This window comes from Bradyrhizobium icense, assembly GCF_001693385.1.
In the GTDB taxonomy this organism is placed as follows: domain Bacteria; phylum Pseudomonadota; class Alphaproteobacteria; order Rhizobiales; family Xanthobacteraceae; genus Bradyrhizobium; species Bradyrhizobium icense.
The window spans coordinates 6,887,813-6,911,719 of the sequence record NZ_CP016428.1 but is presented as its reverse complement, the minus strand read 5'-3'; the positions used below and the strand labels follow the sequence as shown (position 1 = coordinate 6,911,719).

The window sequence follows — 23,907 nt, the reverse complement described above, 5'->3', positions numbered from 1 at the left end:
ACATGACGCTGATTTCGGAACACATCGAGACTGACACCCGCGAGAAGATCCTCGTGGTGGCGGAGCGTCTGTTCAGGCAGATCGGCTACCAGAAGACGACGGTCGCCGACATCGCCAAGGAACTGCGGATGAGCCCCGCCAACGTTTATCGCTTCTTCGATTCGAAGAAGGCGATCCATGAGGGCGTGGCGCGAACCCTGATGGGCGAGGTCGAGGCCGAAGCGCAAAGGATCGCGCAGGCGGCCGGACCAGCGTCTGTCCGCCTCCGCGAAATGATCAAGACCATCAACCGCATGAACACCGAGCGCTATGTCGGCGACTCCAAACTGCATGAGATGGTCGAGATCGCGATGCAGGAGGACTGGGGCGTCTGCGTCACTCATATGGAGATGATTGCCCGGACCGTCGGCCAGGTGATCGCTCAAGGGGTCGCCTCCGGCGAATTCGAAGCTCCCGACCTGCAACTGGCCTCGCTCTGCGCCTGCACCGCGATGATGCGGTTCTTCCACCCGCAGATGATCGCCCAATGCGCCACCAAGCCCGGCCCGACGATCGACCAAATGATCGATTTCGTCATTGCGGGGCTGTCGCCGCGTGCCAAGGCGAATTGAGCTCTTCGCCACTTGACTCCACCGCCATTGCGAGCGAAGCGACTTGTCTACCGTAGCTTTAGCGAAGGTGGAAGCAATCCATAGCGCCGCGTGCTGTGACATGGATTGCTTCGCAGTGACGAAAAGGACGAGCCGGAATGGACGCCAAGAGCCAAAAAGACCTGCATTTCTACGAGCCGAAAAACGGCCACGGCCTCAAGCACGACCCCTTCAACGCCATCATCGCGCCGCGCCCGATCGGGTGGATCTCCTCGCGCGACGGCAAGGGCAACGTCAATCTGGCGCCCTACAGCTTCTTCAACGCCTTCTGCTACCACCCGCCGATCATCGGCTTCTCCTCGACGAACTGGAAGGACAGCGCAGGCAACATCCAGGACACCGGAGAGTTCGTCTGGAATCTCGCTACCATAGATCTGGCAAAGCAGATGAACGCGACGGCGGCCCACGTTGCCCCCGATGTCGATGAGTTCAAGCTAGCAGGCCTTACTGCAGCATCCTGCAAGCTCGTCAACGTTCCCCGGGTGGCGGAAAGCCCTGTTGCCTTCGAATGCAAGCTGACGCAGATCATCCAGTTGCAGGGCAAGGACGGCGAAAAAGCGCAGGCCTGGCTGACGCTGGGCGAAGTCGTCGCCGTCCACATCGACAAGGCCTTCATCAAGGACGGCGTCTACCAGACCGGGCTGGCCCACCCGATCGTGCGTGCCGGCCGCCGCGGCGACTATTTCGAGATCAAGCCGGAAAACATGTTCGAGATGATCCGGCCGGATTGATCGAATGTAGTCCGGATGGAGCCAACGGGTCGCGCGCATGCGCTCCCCACGGCAACACGGAACTCCGACGCGCCGAAATGCTTATCGTCGGTATTTCGGAGATTGCCGATGATCCGCTTGTTTGCCGGGTTGATCCTGCTCGCCTGCTTCGCCGCTCCAGCCATGGCCGGGCCCGATGCGGCGGCGGTCAACAACGCGGAGTTCAGGGGCAAGCCGCCGGCCAACGACAAGATCGATCCCATTGTCGTCAAGGCTCAGGTGCTGCTCGACCGCGCCAATTTCTCGCCGGGCGAGATCGACGGCAAGCTCGGCGAGAACGCCCAGAAAGCCTTGCGTGCGTTCGCCGAAGCCAAAGGCCTCATCGTCAACAAGCAGCCGCTGACCCCGGAGGTCTGGAGCGCTTTGATCGCGACCAGCGCGGATGCCATCGTCGTCGACTACAAGATCGCAGCGGCAGACGTGAAGGGGCCGTTCCTAAAGAAGCTCCCCGCCAGGATGGAAGACATGAAACGGCTGAAGGCGCTCAGTTACACCAGCCCGCGCGAGGCCATCGCCGAGAAATTTCACATGAGCGAGGCGCTGCTCGCAGCCCTCAACCCCGGCAAGAAATTCGACCAGGCCGACCAGACGATCTCGGTAATCAATGTGATCGCGAAAGAGACGAAGCCAATTGCAACACGTGTCGAGGTTGACAAGAGCGCCCAGACCGTCAAGGCGTTCGCGAATTCCGAATTGATCGCCTTCTTTCCTGCAACCGTCGGAAGCGAAGAAAAGCCGACCCCGAGCGGCGTGCTCAAGGTGACGTCGATCGATGCCCGTCCGCACTACCGCTACAACCCGGATTATAAGTTCAAGGAAGTCAGGTCCAGGCGCGCCTTCACGATCAGGCCCGGGCCGAACAATCCCGTCGGAACGCAGTGGATCGGACTTTCAGCGGAAGGCTACGGCATTCACGGCACGGCCAATCCGTCGAAGGTAAGCAAGGCGGAATCTCACGGCTGCGTACGTCTCACCAATTGGGACGCCGACAAACTGGCCAAGCTGTTGAAGAAAGGCATCGAGGTCGCGTTCATCGAACGGCAGGCGGCGAACCGGAAGTGATGTCTGGTGGGAGGAGGGCTGGCAGGCGACTTTTCATGGTCGCCACCATCATCATTTGCAAAGACGCATGCGAGCGGTGAAGATGCGTCATGTCATTTGCGTCCGTCCAGAACAACGTCCGACAGCTCTACGAGGGTGCAACGCCGGAAGGCGTCCGTTTTCGCTACGCACTGCTGGCGTTCGACATCGTAACCGTCCTGTTCATCATCGCGACGTCGTTTTTCCCCACCAACGACGTTACTGAAATGCTCGATATCCTGTTCGGCACCGTGATCCTGGCGGATTTTTCCGCGCGGCTGCTCGTCGGCCGGCATCGAATGCTGGAGTTCACCCGCTTCTCGACATGGACGGATGTCGTCGCGATCATTTCATTTCTGGCGCCGCTGGCCGGAGAGGCCGGTGGTTTTCTGCGGATCCTGCGAACGCTGCGGCTGCTGCGCGACTATCAGATGCTGGTGCGGCTGCGCCAGGACAGTTCATTCTTCCGGCGCAACGAGGAGGTGATCTTCGCGGTGACCAATCTGGCGGTCTTCATCTTCGTGATGACCGCAATCGTCTATGAGACCCAAAAATTCCGTAACCCTCAGATATCGAACTATGCGGACGCGCTCTATTTCACCGTCACGGCGCTGACGACGACCGGCTTTGGCGACATCACCCTGCCCGGGACTGTCGGCCGCATAATTTCGGTCGTCATCATGATTTTCGGAGTCACCCTGTTTTTCAATCTTGCCCGCGCGCTGCTCTCGCCCAACAAGGTGCGGTTTGCTTGTCCCACCTGCGGATTACAGCGCCATGACAGCGATGCGGTTCACTGCAAGGCCTGCGGGACGGTGTTGAATATTCCCGACGAAGGTTTGACGTAGCGCGGCTGCCACCCGATCATTCGTCCGTGGCAAACGCGTCGTAAACCAGCTTCCTGAACGCGGGTGTGATCCGTCCGCGTTCGTTCTGGGTCTGCTCGAGCATGATGTAAATCATGTCCAGCTTTGGGTCGACACCGAAATAGGTGCCGCTGCCGCTATCCCATTTGAGTTCGCCGATTGAACCTGGCGGAGGCGGCTTGGCATTTCCCGGATCGGTGCGCACGGCAAAACCATAGCCGTAGCCAAAGCCATCTCCGGGAAAGTAGTAATAATCCCGCGCAACGCCGGAGCCAGGCCCGATATGGTCTGACGTCATCGACTTGAATGCGGCCGGGCTAAGGTAGCGTTTGCCGTCGAGCTGCCCGCCGTTGAGGATCATTTGGGCAAAACGGGCATAGTCGTTCAGCGTCGAAACCAGCCCGCCGCCGCCGGACTCCCATTCCGGATGGGCGCGCCGTTCGGCCTCTGAAAGTTTCAGGATGGTATCGCTTGGCAGCGGCTCCGCCATCCGCGCGTGTTCCTCGACACTTTCCAGCACGAACTTCGTGCTGGTCATGCCGAGCGGATCGAAGATGTGCTGCTTTTCAAACTGATAGAGCGTCTGCCCGGATACGATCTCGATGATGCGTCCGAGGACGTCTGTTGAATGTCCGTAACGCCAAAGCGTTCCGGGTTGTCGTGCCAGCGGCAATCTGGCGATGCGATCGGCAAACACCTTGTTGTCATAACGTCCATCGAAAAGGCCTGATTCCGAATAGGCCTTCATGATCAGCTTGCCGCCGATGTAATCGTATGTGATGCCCGACGTATGGCGTAACAGGTCCATAATGGTCACCGGCCGATCTGCCGGGACAAGCGTTAAAACGTTCTTGCCGTCAACAGTTTCAGAACCGACAAGTACCTTCGCGTCGGCGAACTCCGGAATGAATTTGGACGCGGGATCGGCGGGCGAGAGCTTGCCTGCGTCGATCAACATCATCGCCGCGACACTGGTGATTGGCTTCGTCATCGAATGAAGCGCAAAGATCGTGTCAGGTGTCATCGGAGTTTTGGTCTCGACATCCTGAACGCCGAAACACTTCAGATAGACCGGCTTGCCATGTTGCTGGATCAACACGACGGCGCCCGGCAATTTCCCCGTCGTAACCTCATTGTTGAAAAATTCGGTGATACGTTCGAGCTTGCTTGGAGACGGCGCCGGGGCCTTGGCCGCCTGGTTGGCCGCGGCCATCTCAGTCCAGATTGCCAATGACAAGGCCGCAGCAAAAAGTCGTTTGGCGGGAGATCCTGCGGTGCAATGCAATATCCGTCGAGTCGGCATCTTCATTTGATTTGCCCCGCGGGCCGATTGATTTGCCGGAGAATTCGACCAGTTGTCGAATGACTAGCATGTTGCGCACCTTATCGCCACGTGGGCAATTGCCCCAAGCGCGATGATGGCGGAGCTTCCCGACAGACACGCGTTGGACGAGGTAATGCCATTTTCGGCTGCAAGCTTGAGCAGAGAGGTGAATCGAAAAGCAGCTCTCGTAACCAGGTGCGGACTTGGTTAACCTCAGGTTGCCAGGCCGGATCAACGGCCGGCGAACAGATTGGGAGGATGCGATGACACGCCAGGAGCGGCGCGATTCACAACAGCATGATCCAGCAGTCGCGATCTCACGACGAACGCTTGTGCAGGGGTTGGCGCTATGCGCCGGTGCCACCGTGGCGGGGGCCGGCACCGCATTGGCTCAGACCGGCCCGGTGGCGCCACCGTCAACAGTCACCAGCCCGCCGCGCGATTTCAGCCCGCGCGGTGCCCCCACCACGTATTTCTGGGACCCCGACATCATCGCCGTCGACCCGTCCTTCAATAATCTTGCCCAGCCCAACACGGCGATCAAGCGCCTCTACACCGGTCTGTTGTGGGCCGAAGGCCCCGCCTGGAGCGCGCAAGGGCGCTATCTCCTGTGGAGCGACATTCCAAATAACAGGCAGATGCGATGGTCGGAGGATGACGGTCACGTCAGCGTCTTCCGCGCGCCGTCCAACAACAGTAACGGCAACTCGTTCGATTTCCAGGGACGACAGCTTTCCTGCGAGCATCTCACGCGGCGCGTCGTGCGTTACGAGCATGACGGCACCGCTACCGTGCTGGCTGACTCCTATAACGGCAAGAAGCTGAACTCGCCGAACGATGTCGTCGCGCATCCCGACGGCAGTTACTGGTTCACCGATCCGCCCTATGGTGGCATGCTCTATGAGGGTGAGCCAGACGTTGCGGGTGGGCCGAGCAATCCTGCCGGCAAGCTCAACCCGCGGATCGGCCAGCCGGCAGGCTTCGTGCCGGGCAAGCGCGAACTGCCGACCAACTGTTATCGCATCGATCCGTCCGGTCGTGTCGATCTCGTCGTGACCGAAGAACAGGTGCCGGATCCCAACGGCCTCTGTTTCTCGCCCGACTACAAGAAGCTGTACGTCGCCTCCACCGGCAAGGGACCGGGCGACACCGGTCCGGGCGGCAAGGGCGACATGTTCGTGTTCGACGTCGGCACCGACAACAAGCTGACCAACCACAAGCGGTTCAGCGATTTGATGGTCGACGGGGTGAAGTGCGGACCCGACGGCGTGCGCTGTGACGTCAACGGTAATGTCTGGTGCTCCAGCAATGCCGGCCGCGCCGTCGGCTACAGCGGCGTGACGATATGGTCCCCGGAAGGCAAGCTGATCGGCCGCATCCGTTTGCCCGAAGTGTGCGGCAACATCTGCTTCGGCGGCCCCAAGCGCAACCGCCTGTTCATGGCTGCGAGCCAGTCGCTCTACGCCGTGTACACGGCGACGCAGGGTGCGGGGCCGGGCTGACCGGCTAACCTTGCTCCACGACGTCATTCCGGGCTCTCGCTTCGCGAGCCCCGGAATGACGAGAGGGCTATTCACTAAAATTCGTCATAAATTCGCAACCGCCAGCCAACCGCTCCGGCAAAAGCTGGGCACGGTTAAACTCAGCATTCATTGCGAACGGTCCACCCTTCTTCGCAAGAAGGGAGACTCGTCCACCAATGCCCATTTTCAAATATTTTACCGTCGTGGGATCGACACTGCTCGTATTGCTGTTTGTTTCGAACGCTTACCTTACCGACGACGAAAGCAATTTGCGCTTCGATGGATCGCTGTACGGGAGCGCGCTTTACGCGCCTCGCGTGGAGGAAACCCGTGCGACCGCGGAGCGACGCTTTACCCGCGATGTCACGCCTGCCGTTCGCGTCAGGGAAGTATTTGCCGTGTTCGTCCCCAATGAGCGCCGCCGCAGCAAGCGTGATTCATAACACCGGTATGCCCGCGGTTGAGACCGGTGGGCACTCCAGCGCGGCATCCGTCCGGCAACGTTGCCGGTCTCTAAACGTCGGACAATGCATGCATTTTGGGAACGGGGCCCGGGCCTCCGCCGTTATCTCCAAGTTCAGTTTCGCTTCGTTTCCCGATGCGAAGCGTCTCCGAAACCCGTGCTTTTCCGCTAGGATGAACCCATGTTTGGTATAGGTGAGGCGAGACGTCGCGCCCCGATCATGAGGAGGTCGCCATGAGCTTCCGCCGCAATTTCATCAGCAAACCGATCTTCTCTTTCGCGCGCGGCGCTATGCCCGCGATGTCTGATACTGAGCGCGAGGCGCTGGAGGCGGGCGACGTCTGGTGGGACGCCGATCTCTTCACCGGCAATCCGGACTGGTCGAAATTGCTGGCTGTCGCGCCGGCGACGCTGACTGAAGAAGAACAGGCCTTTCTCAGCGGCCCCGTCGATGAGCTTTGCGCCATGCTCGACGAATGGAAGATCAACTGGGAATGGCGCGATCTGCCGCCGGAGGCGTGGTCCTTCATCAAGCGCCACAAATTCTTCGGCATGATCATTCCGAAGGAATTTGGCGGGCTCGGCTTCTCGCCCTATGCGCATTCGGAAGTGGTGCGAAAGCTTTCGTCGCGCTCGCTGACCGCGGCCGTCACCGTGATGGTGCCGAATTCGCTCGGCCCGGGCGAGTTGTTGATGCGCTTCGGTACCAAGGAGCAGCAGGATAGATGGCTGCCGCGGCTCGCCGAAGGCGCCGACATTCCTTGCTTCGGCCTGACCAGTCCTGAAGCCGGCTCGGACGCGGCCTCGATGGTTGACACCGGCATCATCTGCAAGGGCAGTTTCGAGGGCCAGGAAGTCATCGGCCTTCGGCTGAACTGGCACAAGCGATACATCACGCTAGGACCGGTCTCGACGCTGCTTGGTCTCGCCTTCAAGGCCTATGACCCCGATCATCTCGTGGGCCAGCAGGAAGACCTCGGCATTACCGTAGCCCTGATCCCGACCCATCTACCCGGCGTCGAGATCGGTCGGCGCCACCTGCCGGCGATGCAGGTGTTCCAGAACGGCCCGAACTGGGGCCGCGACGTGTTCATTCCGATGGACTACATCATCGGGGGTCAGGAGCGTCTCGGTCAGGGCTGGAAGATGCTGATGACGGCGCTGGCTGCCGGCCGCGGCATCTCGCTGCCGTCGCTGTCGGCCGCAGGGGCGGCCTATGCGGCACGCACCACCGGGGCCTATGCCCGAATCCGAGAGCAGTTCGGCATTTCCATCGGAAAGTTCGAAGGCATCGAGGAGCCGCTCGCCCGTATCGCCGGCACCGCCTATCTGCTCGATGCCGCGCGGCGGCTGACCTGCGCGGCGCTCAACCAGGGACATCATCCGGCCGTCATCTCCGGCATCATGAAGCTGCACGCCACCGAGCGGATGCGGATCGTGATCGACGATGCCATGGATATCCATGGCGGCAAGGCCGTGATCGACGGACCGCAGAATTACCTGGGTAGCCTCTATCGCGCGGTGCCGGTCGGCATTACCGTTGAAGGTGCCAACATCCTCACGCGAAATCTCATCGTGTTCGGGCAAGGTGCGATACGCGCGCATCCATTCCTGCTGGAGGAAATGAATGCGCTCGGTGAAGCCGACCGCGCCAAGGGCTTGGAAGCCTTCGACAAGGCATTCTGGAGTCATGTCGGCCACAGCTTCAAGACGATGTTCCGCGCCTGGGGTCGGAGCTGGACCTTCGGCCTGTTTGCGCCGGCGCCCGATGCCGGCGAGGCAACCCGATTCTGTCGCCAGCTCTCGCGCTATTCCGCAGGCTTCGCGCTGTGCGCCGACATGGCGCTGTTGACGCTGGGCGGGGCGCTCAAGCGCAAGGAAATGCTCTCGGCCCGGTTCGGCGATATCCTGTCCGAACTCTATCTGTTGTCGGCAGCGCTGAAACGCTGGCAGGACGAGGGGCGGCAGCGGGAAGATTTCGCCGCGCTCGAATGGTGCATGGCGAGCGGCTTCAAGACCATCGAGAACCGTTTTGCGGAAATCTTCGCCAACCTGCCGAACCGGTTCGTCGCTGTGATCTTGAAATTCCTGATCCAGCCGTTCGGTGCGCGCGTGCTCGGCCCGTCCGACCGCGTCGTGCATCAATGCGCGCAGCTCGTGCTGGAGCCGTCGGCGGCGCGCGACCGGCTCACCTCCGATCTGTCGGCAGTCGATGATGATGGCGGCATCGCGCGGCTGGAGAAGGCGTTCCGGCTGGTGACCGCTGCGGACGACGTCGCAAAGCAGATGCGCGCCGCGCGGCTGCATGACTGGAAGGAGGCGGTGAAGAAGGGTGTCATCACCCAGGCGCAGGGCGAGAAGCTGCAGGCTGCACATGAAGCCGTTGCCAAGGTGATCGAAGTCGACGATTTCGCCCCTGAGACGTTGTCGCCAATTTACAGGAAGGGTGCCGACGTGCATCAGTTCTTCCAGGAATTGGGTGAACAGAGGGCAGCAAGCTGATGGCGCGACCGGTCTTTATCGTCGACGGCAGCCGGACGCCGTTCCTGAAGGCGCGCTCCGGTCCGGGCCCGTTCACGCCGGTCGATCTTGCCGCGCAATGCGGCCGGCCGCTGTTGGCGCGGCAGCCGTTCGCACCGACCGCCTTTGATCAGGTCATCCTCGGCTGCGTCAACGTCATCGCCGACGAGATGAATCCGGCCCGTGTCGCAGCGCTGCGGCTCGGCATGGGCGAGAAGATGGTCGCCTTTACGGTGCAGATCAATTGCGGCTCGGGCATGCAATCGATCGATACGGGTTACCGGTACATTCGCGAAGGCGTCTCCGACCTGATCCTGGCCGGCGGCGCCGAAGCGCTGAGCCATGCCCCACTGGTCTGGCCGCAACAGGGGGTGCGCTGGTTTGCCGGCCTCGCCGGAGCCAAAGGCATCGGCGCCAGGATCATGGCGGCGCTGAAGGTCAAGCCCGGCTATTTCAAGCCGATCATCGGGCTCGAGCGCGGCCTGACAGATCCCATCACCGAACTCAATATGGGTCAAACCGCCGAAGTGGTCGGCCATCTCTTCGGCATCACCCGCGAGCAATCCGATGCCTATGCTGCCGAAAGCCACAAGCGACTCGCAAAGGCGCAATCGCAGGGCTGGCTCAAGGACGAAGTAGAGACCGCATTCGCGCGCGACGGAAAGTTCTACGATCGTGATGACGGCGTGCGGCCGGACTCGACGCCGGAGAGTTTGGCGAAACTGAAGCCGGTGTTCGAGCGTCCTTGGGGCAAGGTCACTGCCGGCAACTCCTCGCAGATCACTGACGGTGCGTCCTGGGTGATCCTCGCTTCCGAAGAGGCGGTCGCCAGGCACGGCCTGACGCCGAAGGCGGTCATCCTTGACAGCCAGTGGTCGGCGCTCGATCCCGGCATCATGGGCCTGGGGCCGGTGCTGTCGGCGACGGAGCTTCTCAAGCGCAACGAGCTGACCCTTTCCGATATCGAGACCTGGGAATTGAACGAGGCGTTTGCGACGCAGGTGCTGGGCTGTCTCGCCGCCTGGAACGACGAAAAATTCTGCAAGGAGATTCTCGGCCTTGACGGTGCGGCGGGCGAACTCGATCAGGCGAAGCTGAACGTCGATGGCGGCGCGATCAGCCTCGGTCATCCTGTGGGCTGCAGCGGCAACCGCATCGTGCTGCACCTCGTCAATGCCATGAAGCGGTTGGGCACCAGGCGCGGCATCGCCACCGAATGTATCGGCGGCGGGCAGGGCGGCGCGATGCTGATCGAGACGGTGTGAGCATGGATAGCCAGATCATGAACGTTCTCGGCGATCGCCTGCTCGAACTCGGGCCGAAGCCTGACGCCAGTAGCCCGTATAAGAATTTCCGGCTGACCCGCGATGGCGACGGCGTCGCCTGGTTGTTGTTCGATCGCGAAGGTACCAGCGCCAATACGCTGTCGGCGGACCTGATCGAGGAACTCGACAAGGTTTTGTCCGAGCTGGAGGGCCAGCGTCCCACGGGCCTCGTCATTCGTTCCGCCAAAAAATCCGGCTTCATCGCCGGTGCCGACGTCAACGCCTTTCGCGGCGCGACCGACGTGGCAGCAGTCGAGACCGAGATCGGCCGCGCGCATGCGGTAATCGATCGTCTCGAGGCCTTGCGCGTTCCGAGTGTCGCCGTAATCCACGGCTTCTGCCTTGGCGGCGGCCTGGAGGTGGCGCTGGCCTGCCAGATGCGGATTGCGATCGAGGGCGCGCGGTTCGGCTTTCCCGAGGTGATGCTCGGCCTGCATCCCGGCCTCGGTGGCACCGTACGCTTCACGCAGCTCGTCAATCCGATGCAGGCGATGCCGCTGATGCTGACCGGCAAGACCATCGATGCCCGCCGCGCAAAATCGCTCGGGCTGGTCGATGCCGTGACACAGGAACGCCACGTGCGCAATGCCATGAAAGACGCGGTGTCCGGCCGTTTGAAGCGCGCGAAGCCCGGGCTGCTGAACAATCTGGTCAACCTCGGCTTTGCCCGAGGATTCCTCGCCGGGCGGATGCGCAGCGAGGCTGCGAAGGCCGCGCGAGAGGAGCACTATCCCGCGCCCTATGCGCTGATCGATCTCTGGGAAAAGCATGGCGGCGACCGGCGGGCGATGCTGAATGCGGAGAAAGCGTCTTTCGCCAGATTGATGGTGACGCCGACTGCTCAGAACCTGATCCGCGTGTTCTTCCTGCGCGAGCAGATGAAGAAGCTCGCGGGATCAGGCAACAAGATCGAGCATGTCCACGTCATCGGCGCCGGCGCGATGGGGGGCGATATCGCCGCCTGGTGCGCCGGCCAGGATTTGCGGGTGACGCTAGCCGACATGAAGCCGGAGCCGATCGCAGGCGCGATCAAGCGCGCCGCCGATCTCTACGGCAAGATCCTGCGCAAGCGGACTGCCATGCGCGATGTGCTGGACCGGCTGATGCCGGACATGCACGCCGAGGGCGTCCGCAACGCCGATCTCATCATCGAGGCGGTGCCGGAGAAGCTGGAGCTGAAGCAGAAGGTCTATGCCGGGATCGAGCCGAAGATGAAGCCGGGCGCGATCCTCGCCACCAACACGTCGAGCATACCGCTGCAGGATCTTCGCACCACGCTGCAAAAGCCGGAGCGGCTGGTCGGGCTGCACTTCTTCAACCCGGTATCGCGGCTGCAACTCGTCGAAGTCGTCAGCCATGACGGCACGGATGTGCAACTCCTGGCGGAGGCGCTGGCGTTCGTCGGCGCCATCGACCGCCTGCCGCTGCCCGTGAAGTCCTCACCCGGTTTCCTCGTCAACCGCGCGCTGACGCCCTACATGCTGGAAGCGATGCTGATGCTGGACGAGAAGATCGACAAGACGGTGATCGATGCGGCCGCAAAGAAATTCGGCATGCCGATGGGGCCGATCGAACTCGCCGATCAGGTCGGCCTCGACATCTGTCTCGATGTCGGCGACATGCTGCGCTCGAAGTTCGGTGACCAGTTGCCGCCGACGCCGGCCTGGTTGCGCGAAAAAGTGGCCAAAGGCGAACTCGGCCGCAAGACCGGCAAGGGTTTTTACACCTGGAAGGGCGGCAAGGCCGAAACCGGCGCCATGTCCGCGATCTCAGAGCCGTCGGCGGAAATGATCGACCGGCTGATTCTGCCGATGTCGAATGTATGCGTCGCATGTCTGCGTGAGGGCATCGTCGACAATGCCGACGTGGTCGACGGTGCGGTCATCTTCGGCACCGGCTACGCGCCGTTCCGCGGTGGTCCCTTGAACTATGCGCGTACCCGCGGCGTGGAGAACGTGGTCTCGACATTGGACGCGCTGACCGACAAATTCGGCGGAAGATTTGTGCCGGATGCCGGCTGGGAGACTTTCAAGTGACGGAGACCCATGTGAACGCGCCGCTCAACACCGAAACCGAGACGCGCGGAGATCTCTGTATTCGCACGTTGGCGATGCCGGCCGACACCAATGCCAATGGCGACATTTTCGGCGGCTGGCTGCTCAGCCAGATGGATATCGGCGGCGGCGTGTTCGCTTCCAAGATCGCCAAGTCACGCACCGTGACGGTTGCGATCGAGGCGATGAATTTCCGCAAGGCCGTCTATGTCGGCGACCTCGTTTCAGTCTACGCCAATCTGGTGCGGGTCGGGCGCACCTCGATCACGGTTCATCTCGAAGCCTGGGTCGTACGCCGCAAGGAGTTGCAACAGATCCTGGTGACCGACGGCAACTTCACCTATGTCTCGATCGACGACAACGGCCGTCCGCAGCCGGTCAGTCCGGACGGCGTGATCAAGACCTGACTCTTACGGGCAGGGGCGTTCGTAGCCGTCACGGCCGATGAAGGTGCCGCGGCGCGGATCATAGGTCGACGAACGCATGCAGCGCGGTGTGTTGTCATAGTATCGGGGCGGCGGCGGTGCGTATTGCGCCTGGACGCCGCAATACCGCGGCGAAACTTCCTGCCATCCGCCGGGCTGCTCCACGTAGCAGCCGCCCTGATAGTAGCGATAGCCGCCGGGCCGCGGCTCGCCCTGGGCGCCGATCGCGGCTCCCGTCGTGGCCCCTACGATCGCGCCGACCGCAGCTCCGCGGCCGCCGCCGAGCGCGCCGCCGACGATGGCTCCGGCCGCGCCGCCGAACAGTGCGCCGCCGAGCGTGCTTTCCTGTGCCGCAGCCTCCTGGAGCGGTGCGCAAGCCGCAAGGGCAACCAGCATCGAGAGCGCGAACTTCGGCATCATGTCAGTTCTCCGGCCATTTGGGCGATTCGCCTTGTTCCGGGACCAGCTTTGGCACAGCTCAGCCCCGCGGCGCAATGGTGGAAGCGGGAACAATTGCTGGTGTAACCCGTTGTAGGCCCGGAATAAATCTGAGGCTGGGCCATGTCGGACACCTACATCATCGAAGTCGGCTCGCAGCCGGCGGGAATTATCGTGCGCGCTCCCGGCGGCTATCGGTTCTTCGCCGCCTCGCACCGCTTCAACCGGCTGGAGGGGCAGATATTTCGCAACGCGCGCGATGCAGAGCGTGCCGCGCGCCGCCTCGCCAGCGGGATGACGCTGGCGGCATAACCGCCAGCGCCGGTCGTCCGGCGGTCAGAGCCTCGTGGCCGACCGCGACAGCAGCTTCCAGTCGCTGCCCTGCTTCTGCCAGTTCATCAGGATGTGCAGGTTCTGCGGTGTCTTCTTGCCGTCGGTGAACTCCTGCTCGCCGACGAAGTTGAAGCGCACGATGGCAGTCGGGCCGACGACGCGGATCGTGGGATCCCTGTATTCAAGCGACGACCATTTGTAGTTGGCCTTGGCGATGCCGTCGAGAAGCGACGCCTTGGTGTCGATCTTGGCATTCGAGTGGCTGTAGCTCAGCTCGTCCGCGCAGAGCGGGGCGATCCCCTCGGCATTGCCAGCCGCCTGCGCCGTACGGAAGGCTTCGACCTTCTTCGCGATGGCATCCTCGTCCGCACCGGCAAAAGCGGGGACGACGCTCATGAGCCCAAGTGTCAGCCCAAGTGCGAGTGCGGGCAAGGCGAGCTGACGGCGATCGATCTTCATGGTTTCCTCCATTCGTTTCTGGTTTGTGATGGCAGCGTGCAGCCACAAATGCTTTGTCGAGCGGCCGCGCATGACGCGGCTCGCATGGCTTCGGGCCCTTAACCAGGGTTCGTTGTTTCGCCCTGCCATACGCCTCCGCAGCCCATCTACCTCGTTGACCGCGGCCCCAATCAGCCGCACCATAACGGCAACTTTGTGCCCCAAGTCCATATCGCGAGGGAGCCAGCCGTGGCCGGACTGTCCCACCGTCAGACTGAAATCCTCAACATCGCCCGCGCTTTTGGTCGGGTGATGGTGGAAGATCTCGCCAAACGTTTCGAGGTTTCGGCGCAGACCATCCGCAAGGACCTCAACGACCTCTGCGACCAGCGCTCGCTGACCCGCATCCACGGCGGCGCCATCATTGCCTCCGGCGTGGAAAACCTCGCCTACGAGGCGCGGCGTTTCGTGGCGGCGGAGGAGAAGCGGGCGATCGGCATCGCCGCCGCGTCGCGGATTCCGAACGGCTGCTCGCTGTTCATCAACATCGGCACCACGACGGAAGAAGTCGCGAGCGCGCTGACCTCGCATGAGGATTTGCTGGTCATCACCAACAACCTCAATGTCGCGATGCTCTTGTACCGTCATCCGCGCATCGAGGTGATCGTGGCGGGTGGCGCAGTGCGCCGCGCCGACGGCGCGGTGATCGGCTCGACCGCGATCAGCCTGATCGGTCAGTTCAAGGTCGACTACGCCATCATCGGGGCGTCGGCGATCGACGAGGAGGGCGCGCTCTTGGACTTCGATTATCGCGAGGTGCAGGCGGCGCAAGCGATCATTGCCAATGCGCGCAGCGTCATGCTGGTGGCGGATTCCACCAAACTGCGCCGCAGCGCACCGGTGCGTATCGCCCATCTCAGTCAGATCCAGACCTTTGTCACTGACGCGCCGTTGCCGGCGGGTCTTGCCAGTATCTGCAGCCACCGCGGCATCGAGGTGGTCGAGGCGATGGAAAAGCCGGCGGCGGATATCGACGATTCCGGCGGCGAGTCTGCTCCGGCGGTCGCCCCAACACCCATCCGAGTGCGCTAGTTTCGCGTCGTGGAACGCCGTCGCCGTTGTTTTTCGCGATTTCCGCAACCCTTCATGCTGCACCATTGCCGGCGTTGGCCCTTGCTCGTGTCGAGATAGTAGGCATCGCAGTCAGCAGCCCCGCATTTTCGGATTCTCTTGCGCTCTGCATCGACCAGTAGAGATTCGATCGCAAGCGAGCAGGCATGCAGCGGAATTTCGGGCGTCCGATGCAAACACCAGCGGTATTTGACTAATCCTGCTGAACGAGATGCGACCAGCGCCCGGGCTGCATGGGCGGCCTGGATGGCTGCGGCTACCGCGTCCAGGTCCGACTGCCGCATTGGCCGTCCGGAGGTTGTCGCTGCCAGCAGGTCGTGAAGGTGCTCGCGAAGGTGACGCGCTTGTTTCACGATGCGAAAGGACGCCGGATCACGGAACCGCTGCAGCGGTCTGGCAATCCGAGGTTCGACCAATCCGGCCAATTCGGTGAACCGCGCCAGGTCGCGGTAGGTCGTAAGATTCTCGATCGGCTCGTCAGAAGGCCGTTCATCCAACGTATTGACAAAATCGAGGGCTGGATGGCCACCGCTCCATTCAAAACGATCGGCGCGACTTCGCATCTCTTTCTTGCTCAATGCCGCGTTCCGGCGTAACCTTTAAAAGCCTATAAATAGGTTATCATTCCTGCGGCCGTGGTGGAAGTGAATCATGCCCGATTTGGCCGCCGATCGGCACGCTCCCGGGAGTTACGTTCGCGGAGCTCTCTACGGCCTTGCGGCCGTCAGCATCTGGTCGGGTTGGATTGTCGTGGCTCGGCTTGGGCTACAGACGAGCCTCACGCCGTGGGATATCGCGGCGCTTCGTTTCGGCGTCGCGGGCTTGCTCCTGCTGCCCTATGTCCTGCAGAAGGGCCTCGCGCTCAAACGGCTGGGCTTCATTGGATTGGCGGCGGTCGTGCTGGGCGGTGGCACCCCCGTGCTTCTCGCCAATACCGGCTTGCTGTTCGCTCCTGCGGCCCACGCTGGTGCCCTGTTTCCCGGCGTGATGCCTCTGGCAGTTGCTGTTCTCGCCGCAGCCTTCCTGCATGAAGCATTCACGGATACGAAAAAGATCGGCTTCGCGCTGATCATGATCGGCGTCTTTGGCATCGGCTGGAGCACGGCCGGCGCGATCGATCCGAAGCAGACAACGGGCCACGCGCTCTTCCTCGCGTCTGCGCTTGCCTGGGCTTGCTACACCGTTGCGATGCGGCGGGCGCGGCTTGACGGATTGCATGCGGCAGGCATCGCCGCAGTCGGAGCCTTGATCCTCTATGTACCCGCCTATCTTCTTGCGGAAGGCGCAGCAGGGCTTGGCAGGGCATCTTTGGGCGACGTTGCTCTTCAGGCATTTGTGCAGGGTGTTCTGACGGCGATTGCCTCACTTGTTTTTTACGGGCGTGCGGTCAGCCTGCTCGGCGCCTCGAGCGGGGCCGCCTTCGCCGCACTATGTCCGGCCATGACGGCGGTGATGGCCGTCCCGGTTCTCGGCGAATGGCCTGCGATGCTGGACTGGATCGCTATCGCCTCGATCTCGACTGGCGTTTACGTCGTGAGCGGCGGGCCATTGCCGCGACGGGCATCAGGTTCTGCGTAGACCAAAGTGTCCCGTCGTTGGTCCTCGTCTTGTTTTCGTTGTCATGCTAATGGCGGATTCCACTAAACTGCGCCGCAGCGCACCGGTGCGTATCGCCCATCTCAGCCAGATCCAGACCTTTGTCACTGACGCGCCGTTGCCGGCGGGTCTTGCCAGTATCTGCAGCCACCGCGGCATCGAGGTGGTCGAGGCGATGGAAAAGCCGGCGGCGGATATCGACGAGCCCGGTGGCGAGCCTGCTTCGACCGTGGTGCGGCTGAAGTAGCGCGCGATCATCCGAGCGAGCCGAGCAGCGATCTCGTTTTCAGGAACTCACGACACTTGGCGAGGCCAGGCCAAACGACAAGAGAAGCCTGCGCATGGGGTGAGAATGCCTGGTGCAGATTCAGCACCTCCGCATGCATTCCCGGGTAAGGGCCCGGTCCCGGACGCAGAATCGCATCCAGCGCACCACTTAGGAGGTTCGCGACATCATCGGTGGAGGTTATCAGAACATAGTCCGGCGCCTGTTCTTTGTTTGCCAGTTTCGCCAACAGGCCGTGCGGGTCGTCCGTCAAGTTCGGAGAAACGCCAAGCCGCAACGCCTTTGTCGGCAATGTGCGCGCGACAGCGTCCGCAGCCGCCGACATGCGCTCGAAGGCATCGCTGATGGTGGGCAGCATTGCCTCGCCATGGCCGGTGAGGATGAGGCCGCGCGGCATGCGCTGAAACAGCGGAACTCCCAAGATCTGCTCCAGATGCTTGATCTGCTGGCTGACGGCGCCCGGCGTAACCGAAAGCTCCTGCGCAGCCAGTTTGAAGCTGAGATGGCGACCGGCGGCCTCGAAGGCTCGCAGTCCGTTAAGCGGAGGCAGTCGGTAGCTCACCAGGATTCCATCCATAGGCGTTAGGCGCGCGCAGATTAGAAAATCTAACTCAACTGTCCAGGAAAAATGGTTTGTGCGCGACGAGTGCAGCGGTGCACGAGGTGATGTTCGAGGACAGGAGAAATCCAATGCACACCCGACGCATCAATGCCGAAACAGTAACCGTGCCGACGACGGGCTACAGCCAGGCGCTTGAGGTCAGCGGTCACACGCGTCTGCTTTTTGTAAGTGGCCAGATCCCGCTCGGCATCGATGGCAATGTGCCTGAGGGCTTTGAAGCGCAGTGCAGGCTCGCCTGGCGAAACGTCGAGGCTCAGCTCAAGGCAGCCGGCATGACCCTCGACAATCTGGTCATGCACCGGACCTATCTTGCCGACCGGCGCTACGCTCTTCTCAATCGCGCCGTGCGAAACGAGGTCCTTGGTGGACGGGAAACAGCGCTAACGGTGGTTATCGCTGGAATCTTCGACGAGGCGTGGCTTCTCGAAGTCGAGGCTGTGGCCGCGGGCTGATACCGAGACCAATGCGCCGCGGTCTGCGCTGTGGCGCGGACCTGTGCGGCCAAACCTGAACTTACCCGCAAGTAGGAGACCGGTTCCCCGCTTTCGACTTGCTTTCGTTTTTCTTTGTGATTAACTCCGATCCGAAAGCAAAATCGCCGAAGTGAAGGGGCGATCGCCGGGGAAGCGCTTTTGGATCGAACGTTCGACCTCGCCATTATCGGAGGCGGCATCAATGGCTGCGGCATCGCGCGCGATGCGGTGGGTCGGGGCAATTCCGTTTTCCTCTGTGAAATGAATGACTTGGCGAGCGGTACGTCGTCCTGGTCGACCAAGCTTGTACATGGCGGGCTGCGCTATCTCGAATATTACGAGTTCCGGCTGGTCCGTGAGGCGCTGATCGAGCGTGAAATCCTCTGGCAGATCGCGCCTCACATTATCAGGCCACTGCGTTTCGTTTTGCCGCACCATTCCGGCTTGCGGCCGGCCTGGCTGCTCAGGCTAGGGTTGTTCCTGTACGACCATATTGGTGGCCGGCATCTGCTGCCGCCGACACGTTCGGTCGATCTCGTTCACGACGAGGTGGGCAAACCGTTGATCGCCAACCGCTACAGAAAAGGCTTCGAATATTCCGACTGCTTCGTCGATGACGCGCGGCTCGTCGTGCTCACGGCGCGGGATGCGGCGGATCGTGGCGCCGAAATTCACACCCGCTCGCGCGCGGTCGAGATCGGGCAGGTGGACGGCATCTGGCACGTGACCGTCGAGAAGGCCATCAGCGGCGAGCGTGCCACCATCCAGGCGCGCGCGCTGGTCAATGCCGGCGGCCCTTGGGTCGAGCAGGTGCTGTCGACGGGCTCAGGCGTCAACGCGCGGGCAAAGGTGCGGCTGGTGCAGGGCTCCCACATCGTGGTGCGCAAGCTCTATGAGCACGACCGCGCCTACATCTTCCAGAATGCCGATGGCCGTATCATCTTCGTCATCCCCTACCAGGGCGACTTTACGCTGATCGGTACCACCGATCGCGACTACGATGGCGATCCGGCCAAGGTGAAGGCCAGCCCCGAGGAGATTCAATATCTCTGTGCCTCGGCCAGCGAGTACCTGAAGAAGCCGGTGCTGCCCGCGGATGTGGTCTGGACTTATTCCGGGGTCCGTCCGCTCTATGATGACGGCGCGAGTGAGGCCAAGGCCGCGACCCGCGACTACGTGTTCGAACTCGATACGCCAGGCGGTGCGCCGCTGCTGTCGATCTATGGCGGCAAGATCACGACCTATCGGCGCCTGGCAGAAGAAGCGCTGGAGCGACTCGCGCCCTACTTGCACAGTGCGAAAGAGAAAGAAGGCTGGACCGGCAAGGCGCCGCTGCCCGGCGGCGATATGGATGTCTCGGCGGTCGCGGCGCTGGCGGCGGAACTGGCGCGGAAATACCCGTTCCTCACTTCGGCGCATGCTGGCCGACTCGCGCATGCCTACGGCACGCGTGCGACAAAATTGCTCGGCAGCGCGAAGTCTCTTGCCGATCTCGGTCAGTCCTTCGGTGCTACCTTGACGGAAAGCGAGGTCCGCTACCTGATGTTGAACGAATGGGCTTGCACCGCCGAAGACGTGGTGTGGCGAAGGTCCAAGCTCGGCTTGCGGCTGTCGGCCGATGAAATCGCCGTGCTTGACGAATGGATCAAGGCCAACAGCGCCTCCGGTGAACCTGCCTTGCGCGAAGCGGGAGCGCGGACATGAGCGTCACGCTCGACCATGTCACGCGAGCCGTCGACGGCATGGCGACCATTCGCGACGTCTCGCTCACGCTGCAACGCGGCACGCTGAGCGTGCTGCTCGGGCCGACGCTGTCGGGCAAGACCTCGATCATGCGGTTGCTCGCCGGCCTCGACAAGCCCACGACCGGTCGCGTGCTGGCCGACGGCAAGGACGTTACGGATGCGGACGTGCGGCAGCGGTCGGTCGCGATGGTCTATCAGCAGTTCATCAACTATCCGTCCCTGACGGTCTACGAGAACATCGCCTCACCTTTGCGGGTGCAGGGCCGGCCGCGCGAGGAGATCGACCGGCGCGTGCAGGAGGCCGCGAAACTCTTGCGGCTCGAGCCATATCTGAAGCGTACGCCGCTGCAGCTTTCCGGCGGCCAGCAACAGCGCACCGCGATCGCGCGTGCGCTGGTCAAGGGCGCGGACCTCGTGCTGCTCGACGAGCCGCTCGCCAATCTCGATTACAAGCTCCGCGAAGAGTTGCGCACCGAACTGCCGCGCATCTTCGAGGCATCTGGCGCGATCTTCGTCTATGCGACGACTGAACCATCGGAAGCGCTGCTGCTCGGTGGCAACACGGTGTGCATGTGGGAAGGCCAGGTTCTGCAGGCCGGCAACACATCGCAAGTCTATCGCCGTCCCGATACGCTGCGGGTCGCCCAGGTATTTTCAGATCCGCCGCTCAACATCGTCGGTATCGAGAAGAGGAACGGGCAGGTCGCATATGCCGGCGGCATCCAGGCGCCGGCCACCGGCCTCTATACATCGCTCGCTGACGGACCCTATCGCGTCGGCTTCCGCGCCCACCAGCTCGAAGTGGCGAACGGCATCGCCGGCCGTCACGCGTTTCACGCCACGGTCACCGTGACCGAGATCACAGGCTCGGAAAGTTTTGTGCATCTCAACCGCGACGCTTCCAACTGGGTTGCGGTGCTGCCGGGCGTGCATGAATACGAGCCTGGCCAGACGCTCGATGCCGTGCTCGATCCTGACAATGTTTTTGTGTTCGACGCCGCCGACCGTCTTGTCGCCGCGCCGTCTGAAAGCCTGTGAGGGAGATGCGACATGGCCCGCATTGACCTCGTCGATCTCGCGCACTCCTACGGTGGCAATGACGCTGCGCCCGAATCCTTTGCGTTGAAGCCGGTGACCATGACCTGGCGGCAGGGCGGAGCCTACGCGCTGCTCGGCCCCTCCGGCTGCGGCAAGACCACGCTGCTCAACTTGATCTCCGGCATCGTCACGCCTTCGCGTGGAAAAATCCTGTTCGACGGCGCCGATATCACGCGGCTGTCGACCCAGAAGCGCAATATCGCGCAGGTGTTCCAGTTTCCGGTGATCTACGACACTATGACGGTGGGGCAGAACCTCGCATTCCCGCTCAGGAATCGCGGCGTGCCGAAGGCTGAGGTCGAGGCGCGGGTGAGGCGGATCGCCGATCTCCTCGATCTGACGTTCTATCTCGACCGCAAGGCGACGCGCCTGACCGCGGACGCCAAGCAGAAGATTTCGCTGGGTCGCGGCCTGGTCCGCTCCGACGTCGCAGCGGTGCTGTTCGACGAGCCGCTGACGGTGATCGATCCCGAACTGAAGTGGCAGTTGCGCTCGAAGTTGAAGGCGCTGCACCGCGAGCTCGATCTCACGATGATCTACGTCACCCATGACCAGACCGAGGCGCTGACCTTTGCTGACACGGTCGTCGTCATGCATGACGGCCGTGTGGTGCAGAGCGGCACGCCGGCCGAACTGTTTGACAAGCCCGCGCATACATTCGTGGGTTACTTCATCGGCTCGCCCGGAATGAACATCGTGCCGGCTGTCGTGGGCGGGCATGAGGCCCGGATCGACGGCCATGTCATCGGCCTGCATCGAAACTACGGCGTGCTGCCGGCGGGCGCGAAAATCGAAATCGGCGTGCGCCCCGAATTCGTCAACATCGCGGCCCCCGCGTCCGGCCTGTTGTCGGCCACGATCGAGCGGATCGACGATCTCGGCCGCGCCCGTTTCGCCCGCGTTCGCATCGGCGACGCCAAGTTTGCCGCGCGCGTGCCGCCGGGATTCTCCGTGCCTGACAACATGGTCGGGCTGGTGTTCGATCCCGCGCATGTTCACGTCTATGCCGACAGCCGTCTGGTCGAGGGGGTTGCCTGATGGACAAGACCGTCAACCAAAAAGCCTGGTTCCTGGTGCTGCCGGTGTTCGCGGTGGTCGCGTTCTCCGCGATCCTGCCGTTGATGACGGTCGTGAACTATTCGATGCAGGACACGTTCGGCAACAACCAGTTCTTCTGGAATGGCGTCGGTTGGTTCAAGGAGCTGCTCGATCCCTCGACCGATCTCGGAGGCCGCTTCCTGGCCTCGCTCGGCCGCAATTTGCTGTTCTCGGCGATTATTCTGGCGATCGAGGTGCCGCTCGGCATCGTCGTGGCGCTATCGATGCCGCGCGAGGGCTGGACCGTCGCCGTATGTCTCGTCATCCTCGCACTGCCGCTGCTAATCCCGTGGAACGTGGTCGGAACGATCTGGCAGATTTTCGGCCGGCCCGATATCGGTCTGCTCGGCTATGCCCTCAACAGCCTCGGCTTCGATTATAATTACGTCTCCAACGAGTTTGATGCCTGGGCGACCGTCATCGTGATGGACGTGTGGCACTGGACCAGCCTCGTGGCGCTACTGTGCTACGCCGGGCTGAAGTCGATCCCGGACGCCTATTACCAGGCGGCTCAGATCGACGGCGCCTCGCGCTGGGCGGTATTCAAGGCAATCCAGTTGCCGAAGATGAACCGCGTGTTGCTGATTGCCGTGCTGCTGCGCTTCATGGATAGTTTTATGATCTACACCGAACCGTTCGTCGTGACCGGCGGCGGTCCGGGCAACTCGACCACCTTCGTTTCGATCGAACTGGTCAAGATCGCCCTCGGACAATTCGACCTCGGCAAGGCTGCCGCTCTCTCGCTCGTCTACAATCTCATCATCCTGATCGTGTGCTGGGTGTTCTACACCGTCATGACCAATGTCGGGACCGAGCGTCCCGAGAAGAGGGGAGCCGCGTGATGCACTCGATTCCCGGCCGCCGCCTCATCATCTCTCTGTTTTTGATTTTCCTGCTGTTGCCGATCTACTGGCTCGTCAACATGAGCTTCAAGACCAATGCCGAGATCGTCACCACGATGACGCTTTGGCCGCACCAGCCGACGCTGGAAAACTACAGGCGCATCTTCACCGACGAGAGCTGGTATTCCGGCTACATCAACTCGCTGACCTATGTGCTGATCAATACCGTGATCTCGATCGCGGTGGCGCTGCCAGCGGCTTACGGCTTCTCTCGCTATCGTTTCCTCGGCGACAAGCATTTGTTCTTCTGGCTGTTGTCGAATCGCATGGCGCCGGCCGCTGTATTCGCGCTGCCGTTCTTCAACCTCTATTCGGCACTCAACCTGTTCGATACGCCTTGGGCGGTCGCGCTCGCGCACTGCATCTTCAATGTGCCGCTGGCGGTGTGGATTCTCGAAGGGTTCGTCTCGGGCGTGCCGCGCGAGATCGACGAGACTGCGTTCCTCGACGGCTATTCGTTTCCGCGCTTCTTCGTCAAGATCCTGGTGCCGTTGATCGCGAGCGGCATCGGCGTCGCCGCGTTCTTCTGCTTCATGTTCTCCTGGGTCGAGCTGCTGCTGGCGCGCACATTGACCTCAGTCAATGCCAAGCCGATCTCGGCCATCATGACGCGCACCGTGTCGGCCGCCGGCATGGACTGGGGCCTCTTGGCCGCCGCCGGCGTCCTCACCATCATCCCCGGCGCGCTCGTCATCTGGTTCGTCCGCAACTACATCGCGCGCGGTTTTGCGCTGGGCAGGGTGTAGC

23 protein-coding genes and 2 pseudogenes are annotated in these 23,907 nt (G+C 62.1%); 20 read left to right on the top strand and 5 right to left on the bottom strand.

All coding sequences use genetic code 11. The features are described from left to right. Nucleotides 1-2: 2 nt before the first annotated feature. The 4 genes from LMTR13_RS31955 to LMTR13_RS31940 all read left to right on the top strand — a co-directional run bounded on the left by LMTR13_RS31955 (nt 3) and on the right by LMTR13_RS31940 (nt 3,348). Nucleotides 3-611: a TetR/AcrR family transcriptional regulator gene (locus LMTR13_RS31955; RefSeq protein WP_065731237.1), complete on the top strand. Its 609-nt coding sequence runs from the start codon at nt 3-5 to the stop codon at nt 609-611. 137 nt (nt 612-748) lie between these two features. Next, nucleotides 749-1,381, top strand: a complete 633-nt coding sequence (locus tag LMTR13_RS31950) for a flavin reductase family protein (RefSeq protein WP_065731236.1) — start codon at nt 749-751, stop codon at nt 1,379-1,381. 108 nt (nt 1,382-1,489) lie between these two features. Then, a complete protein-coding gene (locus LMTR13_RS31945; protein ID WP_065731235.1) occupies nt 1,490-2,482 on the top strand; it encodes a L,D-transpeptidase family protein in 993 nt (330 codons plus the stop codon). A gap of 89 nt (nt 2,483-2,571) precedes the next feature. After that, the gene (locus tag LMTR13_RS31940; RefSeq protein ID WP_065731234.1) at nt 2,572-3,348 is read left to right on the top strand and encodes a potassium channel family protein; all 777 of its coding nucleotides are present in this window, start codon (nt 2,572-2,574) and stop codon (nt 3,346-3,348) included. A gap of 16 nt (nt 3,349-3,364) precedes the next feature. Here the strand turns inward: LMTR13_RS31940 and LMTR13_RS31935 are convergent, their stop codons facing one another. Beyond that, on the bottom strand, nt 3,365-4,579 hold the full coding sequence (locus LMTR13_RS31935) for a serine hydrolase domain-containing protein (RefSeq protein WP_065731233.1): 1,215 nt from the start codon (nt 4,577-4,579) through the stop codon (nt 3,365-3,367). 374 nt (nt 4,580-4,953) lie between these two features. Between LMTR13_RS31935 and LMTR13_RS31930 the strand changes: the two genes are divergently transcribed. From LMTR13_RS31930 to LMTR13_RS31905, 6 genes are all read left to right on the top strand, one after another. Further along, nucleotides 4,954-6,192 carry an SMP-30/gluconolactonase/LRE family protein gene (locus tag LMTR13_RS31930; RefSeq protein ID WP_065731232.1) on the top strand — a complete coding sequence of 413 codons (1,239 nt, stop codon included), beginning with the start codon at nt 4,954-4,956 and terminating at the stop codon, nt 6,190-6,192. A 197-nt stretch (nt 6,193-6,389) separates the two neighbouring features. Then, nucleotides 6,390-6,656 (top strand): hypothetical protein, encoded by a 267-nt coding sequence (locus LMTR13_RS31925; protein ID WP_065731231.1) that lies wholly within the window; start codon nt 6,390-6,392, stop codon nt 6,654-6,656. Nucleotides 6,657-6,910: 254 nt separating this feature from the next. Further along, nucleotides 6,911-9,178: an acyl-CoA dehydrogenase gene (locus LMTR13_RS31920; protein ID WP_065731230.1), complete on the top strand. Its 2,268-nt coding sequence runs from the start codon at nt 6,911-6,913 to the stop codon at nt 9,176-9,178. After that, nucleotides 9,178-10,461, top strand: a complete 1,284-nt coding sequence (locus LMTR13_RS31915; RefSeq protein WP_065731229.1) for an acetyl-CoA C-acetyltransferase — start codon at nt 9,178-9,180, stop codon at nt 10,459-10,461. Before LMTR13_RS31920 ends, LMTR13_RS31915 begins: the two co-directional genes overlap by 1 nt. A 2-nt stretch (nt 10,462-10,463) precedes the next feature. Continuing rightward, nucleotides 10,464-12,557, top strand: coding sequence for a 3-hydroxyacyl-CoA dehydrogenase NAD-binding domain-containing protein (locus tag LMTR13_RS31910; RefSeq protein WP_065731228.1), 2,094 nt, complete (start codon nt 10,464-10,466; stop codon nt 12,555-12,557). Next, nucleotides 12,554-12,982: an acyl-CoA thioesterase gene (locus LMTR13_RS31905; RefSeq protein WP_065731227.1), complete on the top strand. Its 429-nt coding sequence runs from the start codon at nt 12,554-12,556 to the stop codon at nt 12,980-12,982. Before LMTR13_RS31910 ends, LMTR13_RS31905 begins: the two co-directional genes overlap by 4 nt. A 138-nt stretch (nt 12,983-13,120) precedes the next feature. Here the strand turns inward: LMTR13_RS31905 and LMTR13_RS31900 are convergent. Continuing rightward, nucleotides 13,121-13,420 (bottom strand): annotated as a pseudogene (locus LMTR13_RS31900) (glycine zipper domain-containing protein); the annotation flags it as partial. 141 nt (nt 13,421-13,561) lie between these two features. Here LMTR13_RS31900 and LMTR13_RS31895 point away from each other — a divergent pair. Beyond that, entirely contained in the window at nt 13,562-13,750 is a 189-nt protein-coding gene (locus LMTR13_RS31895; RefSeq protein WP_065731225.1) for a hypothetical protein, read from the top strand. Nucleotides 13,751-13,774: 24 nt separating this feature from the next. On the opposite strand, the gene LMTR13_RS31890 is transcribed toward LMTR13_RS31895, so the two are convergent. Continuing rightward, nucleotides 13,775-14,230 (bottom strand): nuclear transport factor 2 family protein, encoded by a 456-nt coding sequence (locus tag LMTR13_RS31890; protein ID WP_065733129.1) that lies wholly within the window; start codon nt 14,228-14,230, stop codon nt 13,775-13,777. Nucleotides 14,231-14,458: 228 nt separating this feature from the next. Between LMTR13_RS31890 and LMTR13_RS31885 the strand changes: the two genes are divergently transcribed. Next, nucleotides 14,459-15,301, top strand: a complete 843-nt coding sequence (locus LMTR13_RS31885; RefSeq protein WP_065731224.1) for a DeoR/GlpR family DNA-binding transcription regulator — start codon at nt 14,459-14,461, stop codon at nt 15,299-15,301. On the opposite strand, the gene LMTR13_RS40045 is transcribed toward LMTR13_RS31885, so the two are convergent. Further along, nucleotides 15,298-15,918, bottom strand: coding sequence for a CGNR zinc finger domain-containing protein (locus LMTR13_RS40045; protein WP_156795873.1), 621 nt, complete (start codon nt 15,916-15,918; stop codon nt 15,298-15,300). The two genes, LMTR13_RS31885 and LMTR13_RS40045, sit on opposite strands and share 4 nt — an antisense overlap. 73 nt (nt 15,919-15,991) lie before the next feature. Here LMTR13_RS40045 and LMTR13_RS31875 point away from each other — a divergent pair, with 73 nt between their 5' ends. Then, complete coding sequence (locus LMTR13_RS31875) at nt 15,992-16,918, top strand: DMT family transporter (protein ID WP_065731222.1); 927 nt, start codon at nt 15,992-15,994, stop codon at nt 16,916-16,918. A 40-nt stretch (nt 16,919-16,958) separates the two neighbouring features. Then, nucleotides 16,959-17,183, top strand: a pseudogene (locus tag LMTR13_RS31870) (DeoR family transcriptional regulator); the annotation flags it as partial. Between the two features lie 7 nt (nt 17,184-17,190). Here the strand turns inward: LMTR13_RS31870 and LMTR13_RS43245 are convergent. Beyond that, a complete protein-coding gene (locus LMTR13_RS43245; protein WP_083219522.1) occupies nt 17,191-17,784 on the bottom strand; it encodes a LysR family transcriptional regulator in 594 nt (197 codons plus the stop codon). A 128-nt stretch (nt 17,785-17,912) separates the two neighbouring features. Here LMTR13_RS43245 and LMTR13_RS31860 point away from each other — a divergent pair, with 128 nt between their 5' ends. The 6 genes from LMTR13_RS31860 (at nt 17,913) to LMTR13_RS31835 (ending at nt 23,906) form a co-directional block, all read left to right on the top strand. Further along, nucleotides 17,913-18,296, top strand: coding sequence for a RidA family protein (locus LMTR13_RS31860; RefSeq protein ID WP_065733128.1), 384 nt, complete (start codon nt 17,913-17,915; stop codon nt 18,294-18,296). A 180-nt stretch (nt 18,297-18,476) separates the two neighbouring features. After that, nucleotides 18,477-20,021 carry a glycerol-3-phosphate dehydrogenase gene (gene glpD / locus LMTR13_RS31855; protein ID WP_065731219.1) on the top strand — a complete coding sequence of 515 codons (1,545 nt, stop codon included), beginning with the start codon at nt 18,477-18,479 and terminating at the stop codon, nt 20,019-20,021. Beyond that, a complete protein-coding gene (locus LMTR13_RS31850) occupies nt 20,018-21,100 on the top strand; it encodes an ABC transporter ATP-binding protein (protein WP_065731218.1) in 1,083 nt (360 codons plus the stop codon). Before glpD ends, LMTR13_RS31850 begins: the two co-directional genes overlap by 4 nt. Before the next feature lie 12 nt (nt 21,101-21,112). Beyond that, nucleotides 21,113-22,198, top strand: coding sequence for an ABC transporter ATP-binding protein (locus LMTR13_RS31845; RefSeq protein ID WP_065731217.1), 1,086 nt, complete (start codon nt 21,113-21,115; stop codon nt 22,196-22,198). After that, nucleotides 22,198-23,100: a carbohydrate ABC transporter permease gene (locus LMTR13_RS31840; protein ID WP_065731216.1), complete on the top strand. Its 903-nt coding sequence runs from the start codon at nt 22,198-22,200 to the stop codon at nt 23,098-23,100. Before LMTR13_RS31845 ends, LMTR13_RS31840 begins: the two co-directional genes overlap by 1 nt. Next, nucleotides 23,100-23,906 carry a carbohydrate ABC transporter permease gene (locus LMTR13_RS31835; RefSeq protein ID WP_065733126.1) on the top strand — a complete coding sequence of 269 codons (807 nt, stop codon included), beginning with the start codon at nt 23,100-23,102 and terminating at the stop codon, nt 23,904-23,906. Before LMTR13_RS31840 ends, LMTR13_RS31835 begins: the two co-directional genes overlap by 1 nt. The last annotated feature ends 1 nt before the right edge of the window (nt 23,907 follow it).

What these genes read in the sequence shown, in the direction of transcription:
- LMTR13_RS31930 (WP_065731232.1), top strand. Translation starts at nt 4,954, where the DNA reads ATGACACGCCAGGAGCGGCGCGATTCACAACAGCATGATCCAGCAGTC.
- LMTR13_RS31840 (WP_065731216.1), top strand. Translation starts at nt 22,198, where the DNA reads ATGGACAAGACCGTCAACCAAAAAGCCTGGTTCCTGGTGCTGCCGGTG.
- LMTR13_RS31890 (WP_065733129.1), bottom strand. Translation starts at nt 14,230, where the DNA reads ATGAAGATCGATCGCCGTCAGCTCGCCTTGCCCGCACTCGCACTTGGG.
- LMTR13_RS31955 (WP_065731237.1), top strand. Translation starts at nt 3, where the DNA reads ATGACGCTGATTTCGGAACACATCGAGACTGACACCCGCGAGAAGATC.
- LMTR13_RS31915 (WP_065731229.1), top strand. Translation starts at nt 9,178, where the DNA reads ATGGCGCGACCGGTCTTTATCGTCGACGGCAGCCGGACGCCGTTCCTG.
- LMTR13_RS31860 (WP_065733128.1), top strand. Translation starts at nt 17,913, where the DNA reads ATGCACACCCGACGCATCAATGCCGAAACAGTAACCGTGCCGACGACG.
- LMTR13_RS31945 (WP_065731235.1), top strand. Translation starts at nt 1,490, where the DNA reads ATGATCCGCTTGTTTGCCGGGTTGATCCTGCTCGCCTGCTTCGCCGCT.
- LMTR13_RS31845 (WP_065731217.1), top strand. Translation starts at nt 21,113, where the DNA reads ATGGCCCGCATTGACCTCGTCGATCTCGCGCACTCCTACGGTGGCAAT.
- LMTR13_RS31920 (WP_065731230.1), top strand. Translation starts at nt 6,911, where the DNA reads ATGAGCTTCCGCCGCAATTTCATCAGCAAACCGATCTTCTCTTTCGCG.
- LMTR13_RS31850 (WP_065731218.1), top strand. Translation starts at nt 20,018, where the DNA reads ATGAGCGTCACGCTCGACCATGTCACGCGAGCCGTCGACGGCATGGCG.
- LMTR13_RS31950 (WP_065731236.1), top strand. Translation starts at nt 749, where the DNA reads ATGGACGCCAAGAGCCAAAAAGACCTGCATTTCTACGAGCCGAAAAAC.
- LMTR13_RS31895 (WP_065731225.1), top strand. Translation starts at nt 13,562, where the DNA reads ATGTCGGACACCTACATCATCGAAGTCGGCTCGCAGCCGGCGGGAATT.
- LMTR13_RS31940 (WP_065731234.1), top strand. Translation starts at nt 2,572, where the DNA reads ATGTCATTTGCGTCCGTCCAGAACAACGTCCGACAGCTCTACGAGGGT.
- LMTR13_RS31910 (WP_065731228.1), top strand. Translation starts at nt 10,464, where the DNA reads ATGGATAGCCAGATCATGAACGTTCTCGGCGATCGCCTGCTCGAACTC.
- LMTR13_RS31875 (WP_065731222.1), top strand. Translation starts at nt 15,992, where the DNA reads ATGCCCGATTTGGCCGCCGATCGGCACGCTCCCGGGAGTTACGTTCGC.
- LMTR13_RS31835 (WP_065733126.1), top strand. Translation starts at nt 23,100, where the DNA reads ATGCACTCGATTCCCGGCCGCCGCCTCATCATCTCTCTGTTTTTGATT.
- LMTR13_RS31925 (WP_065731231.1), top strand. Translation starts at nt 6,390, where the DNA reads ATGCCCATTTTCAAATATTTTACCGTCGTGGGATCGACACTGCTCGTA.
- LMTR13_RS31935 (WP_065731233.1), bottom strand. Translation starts at nt 4,579, where the DNA reads ATGGCCGCGGCCAACCAGGCGGCCAAGGCCCCGGCGCCGTCTCCAAGC.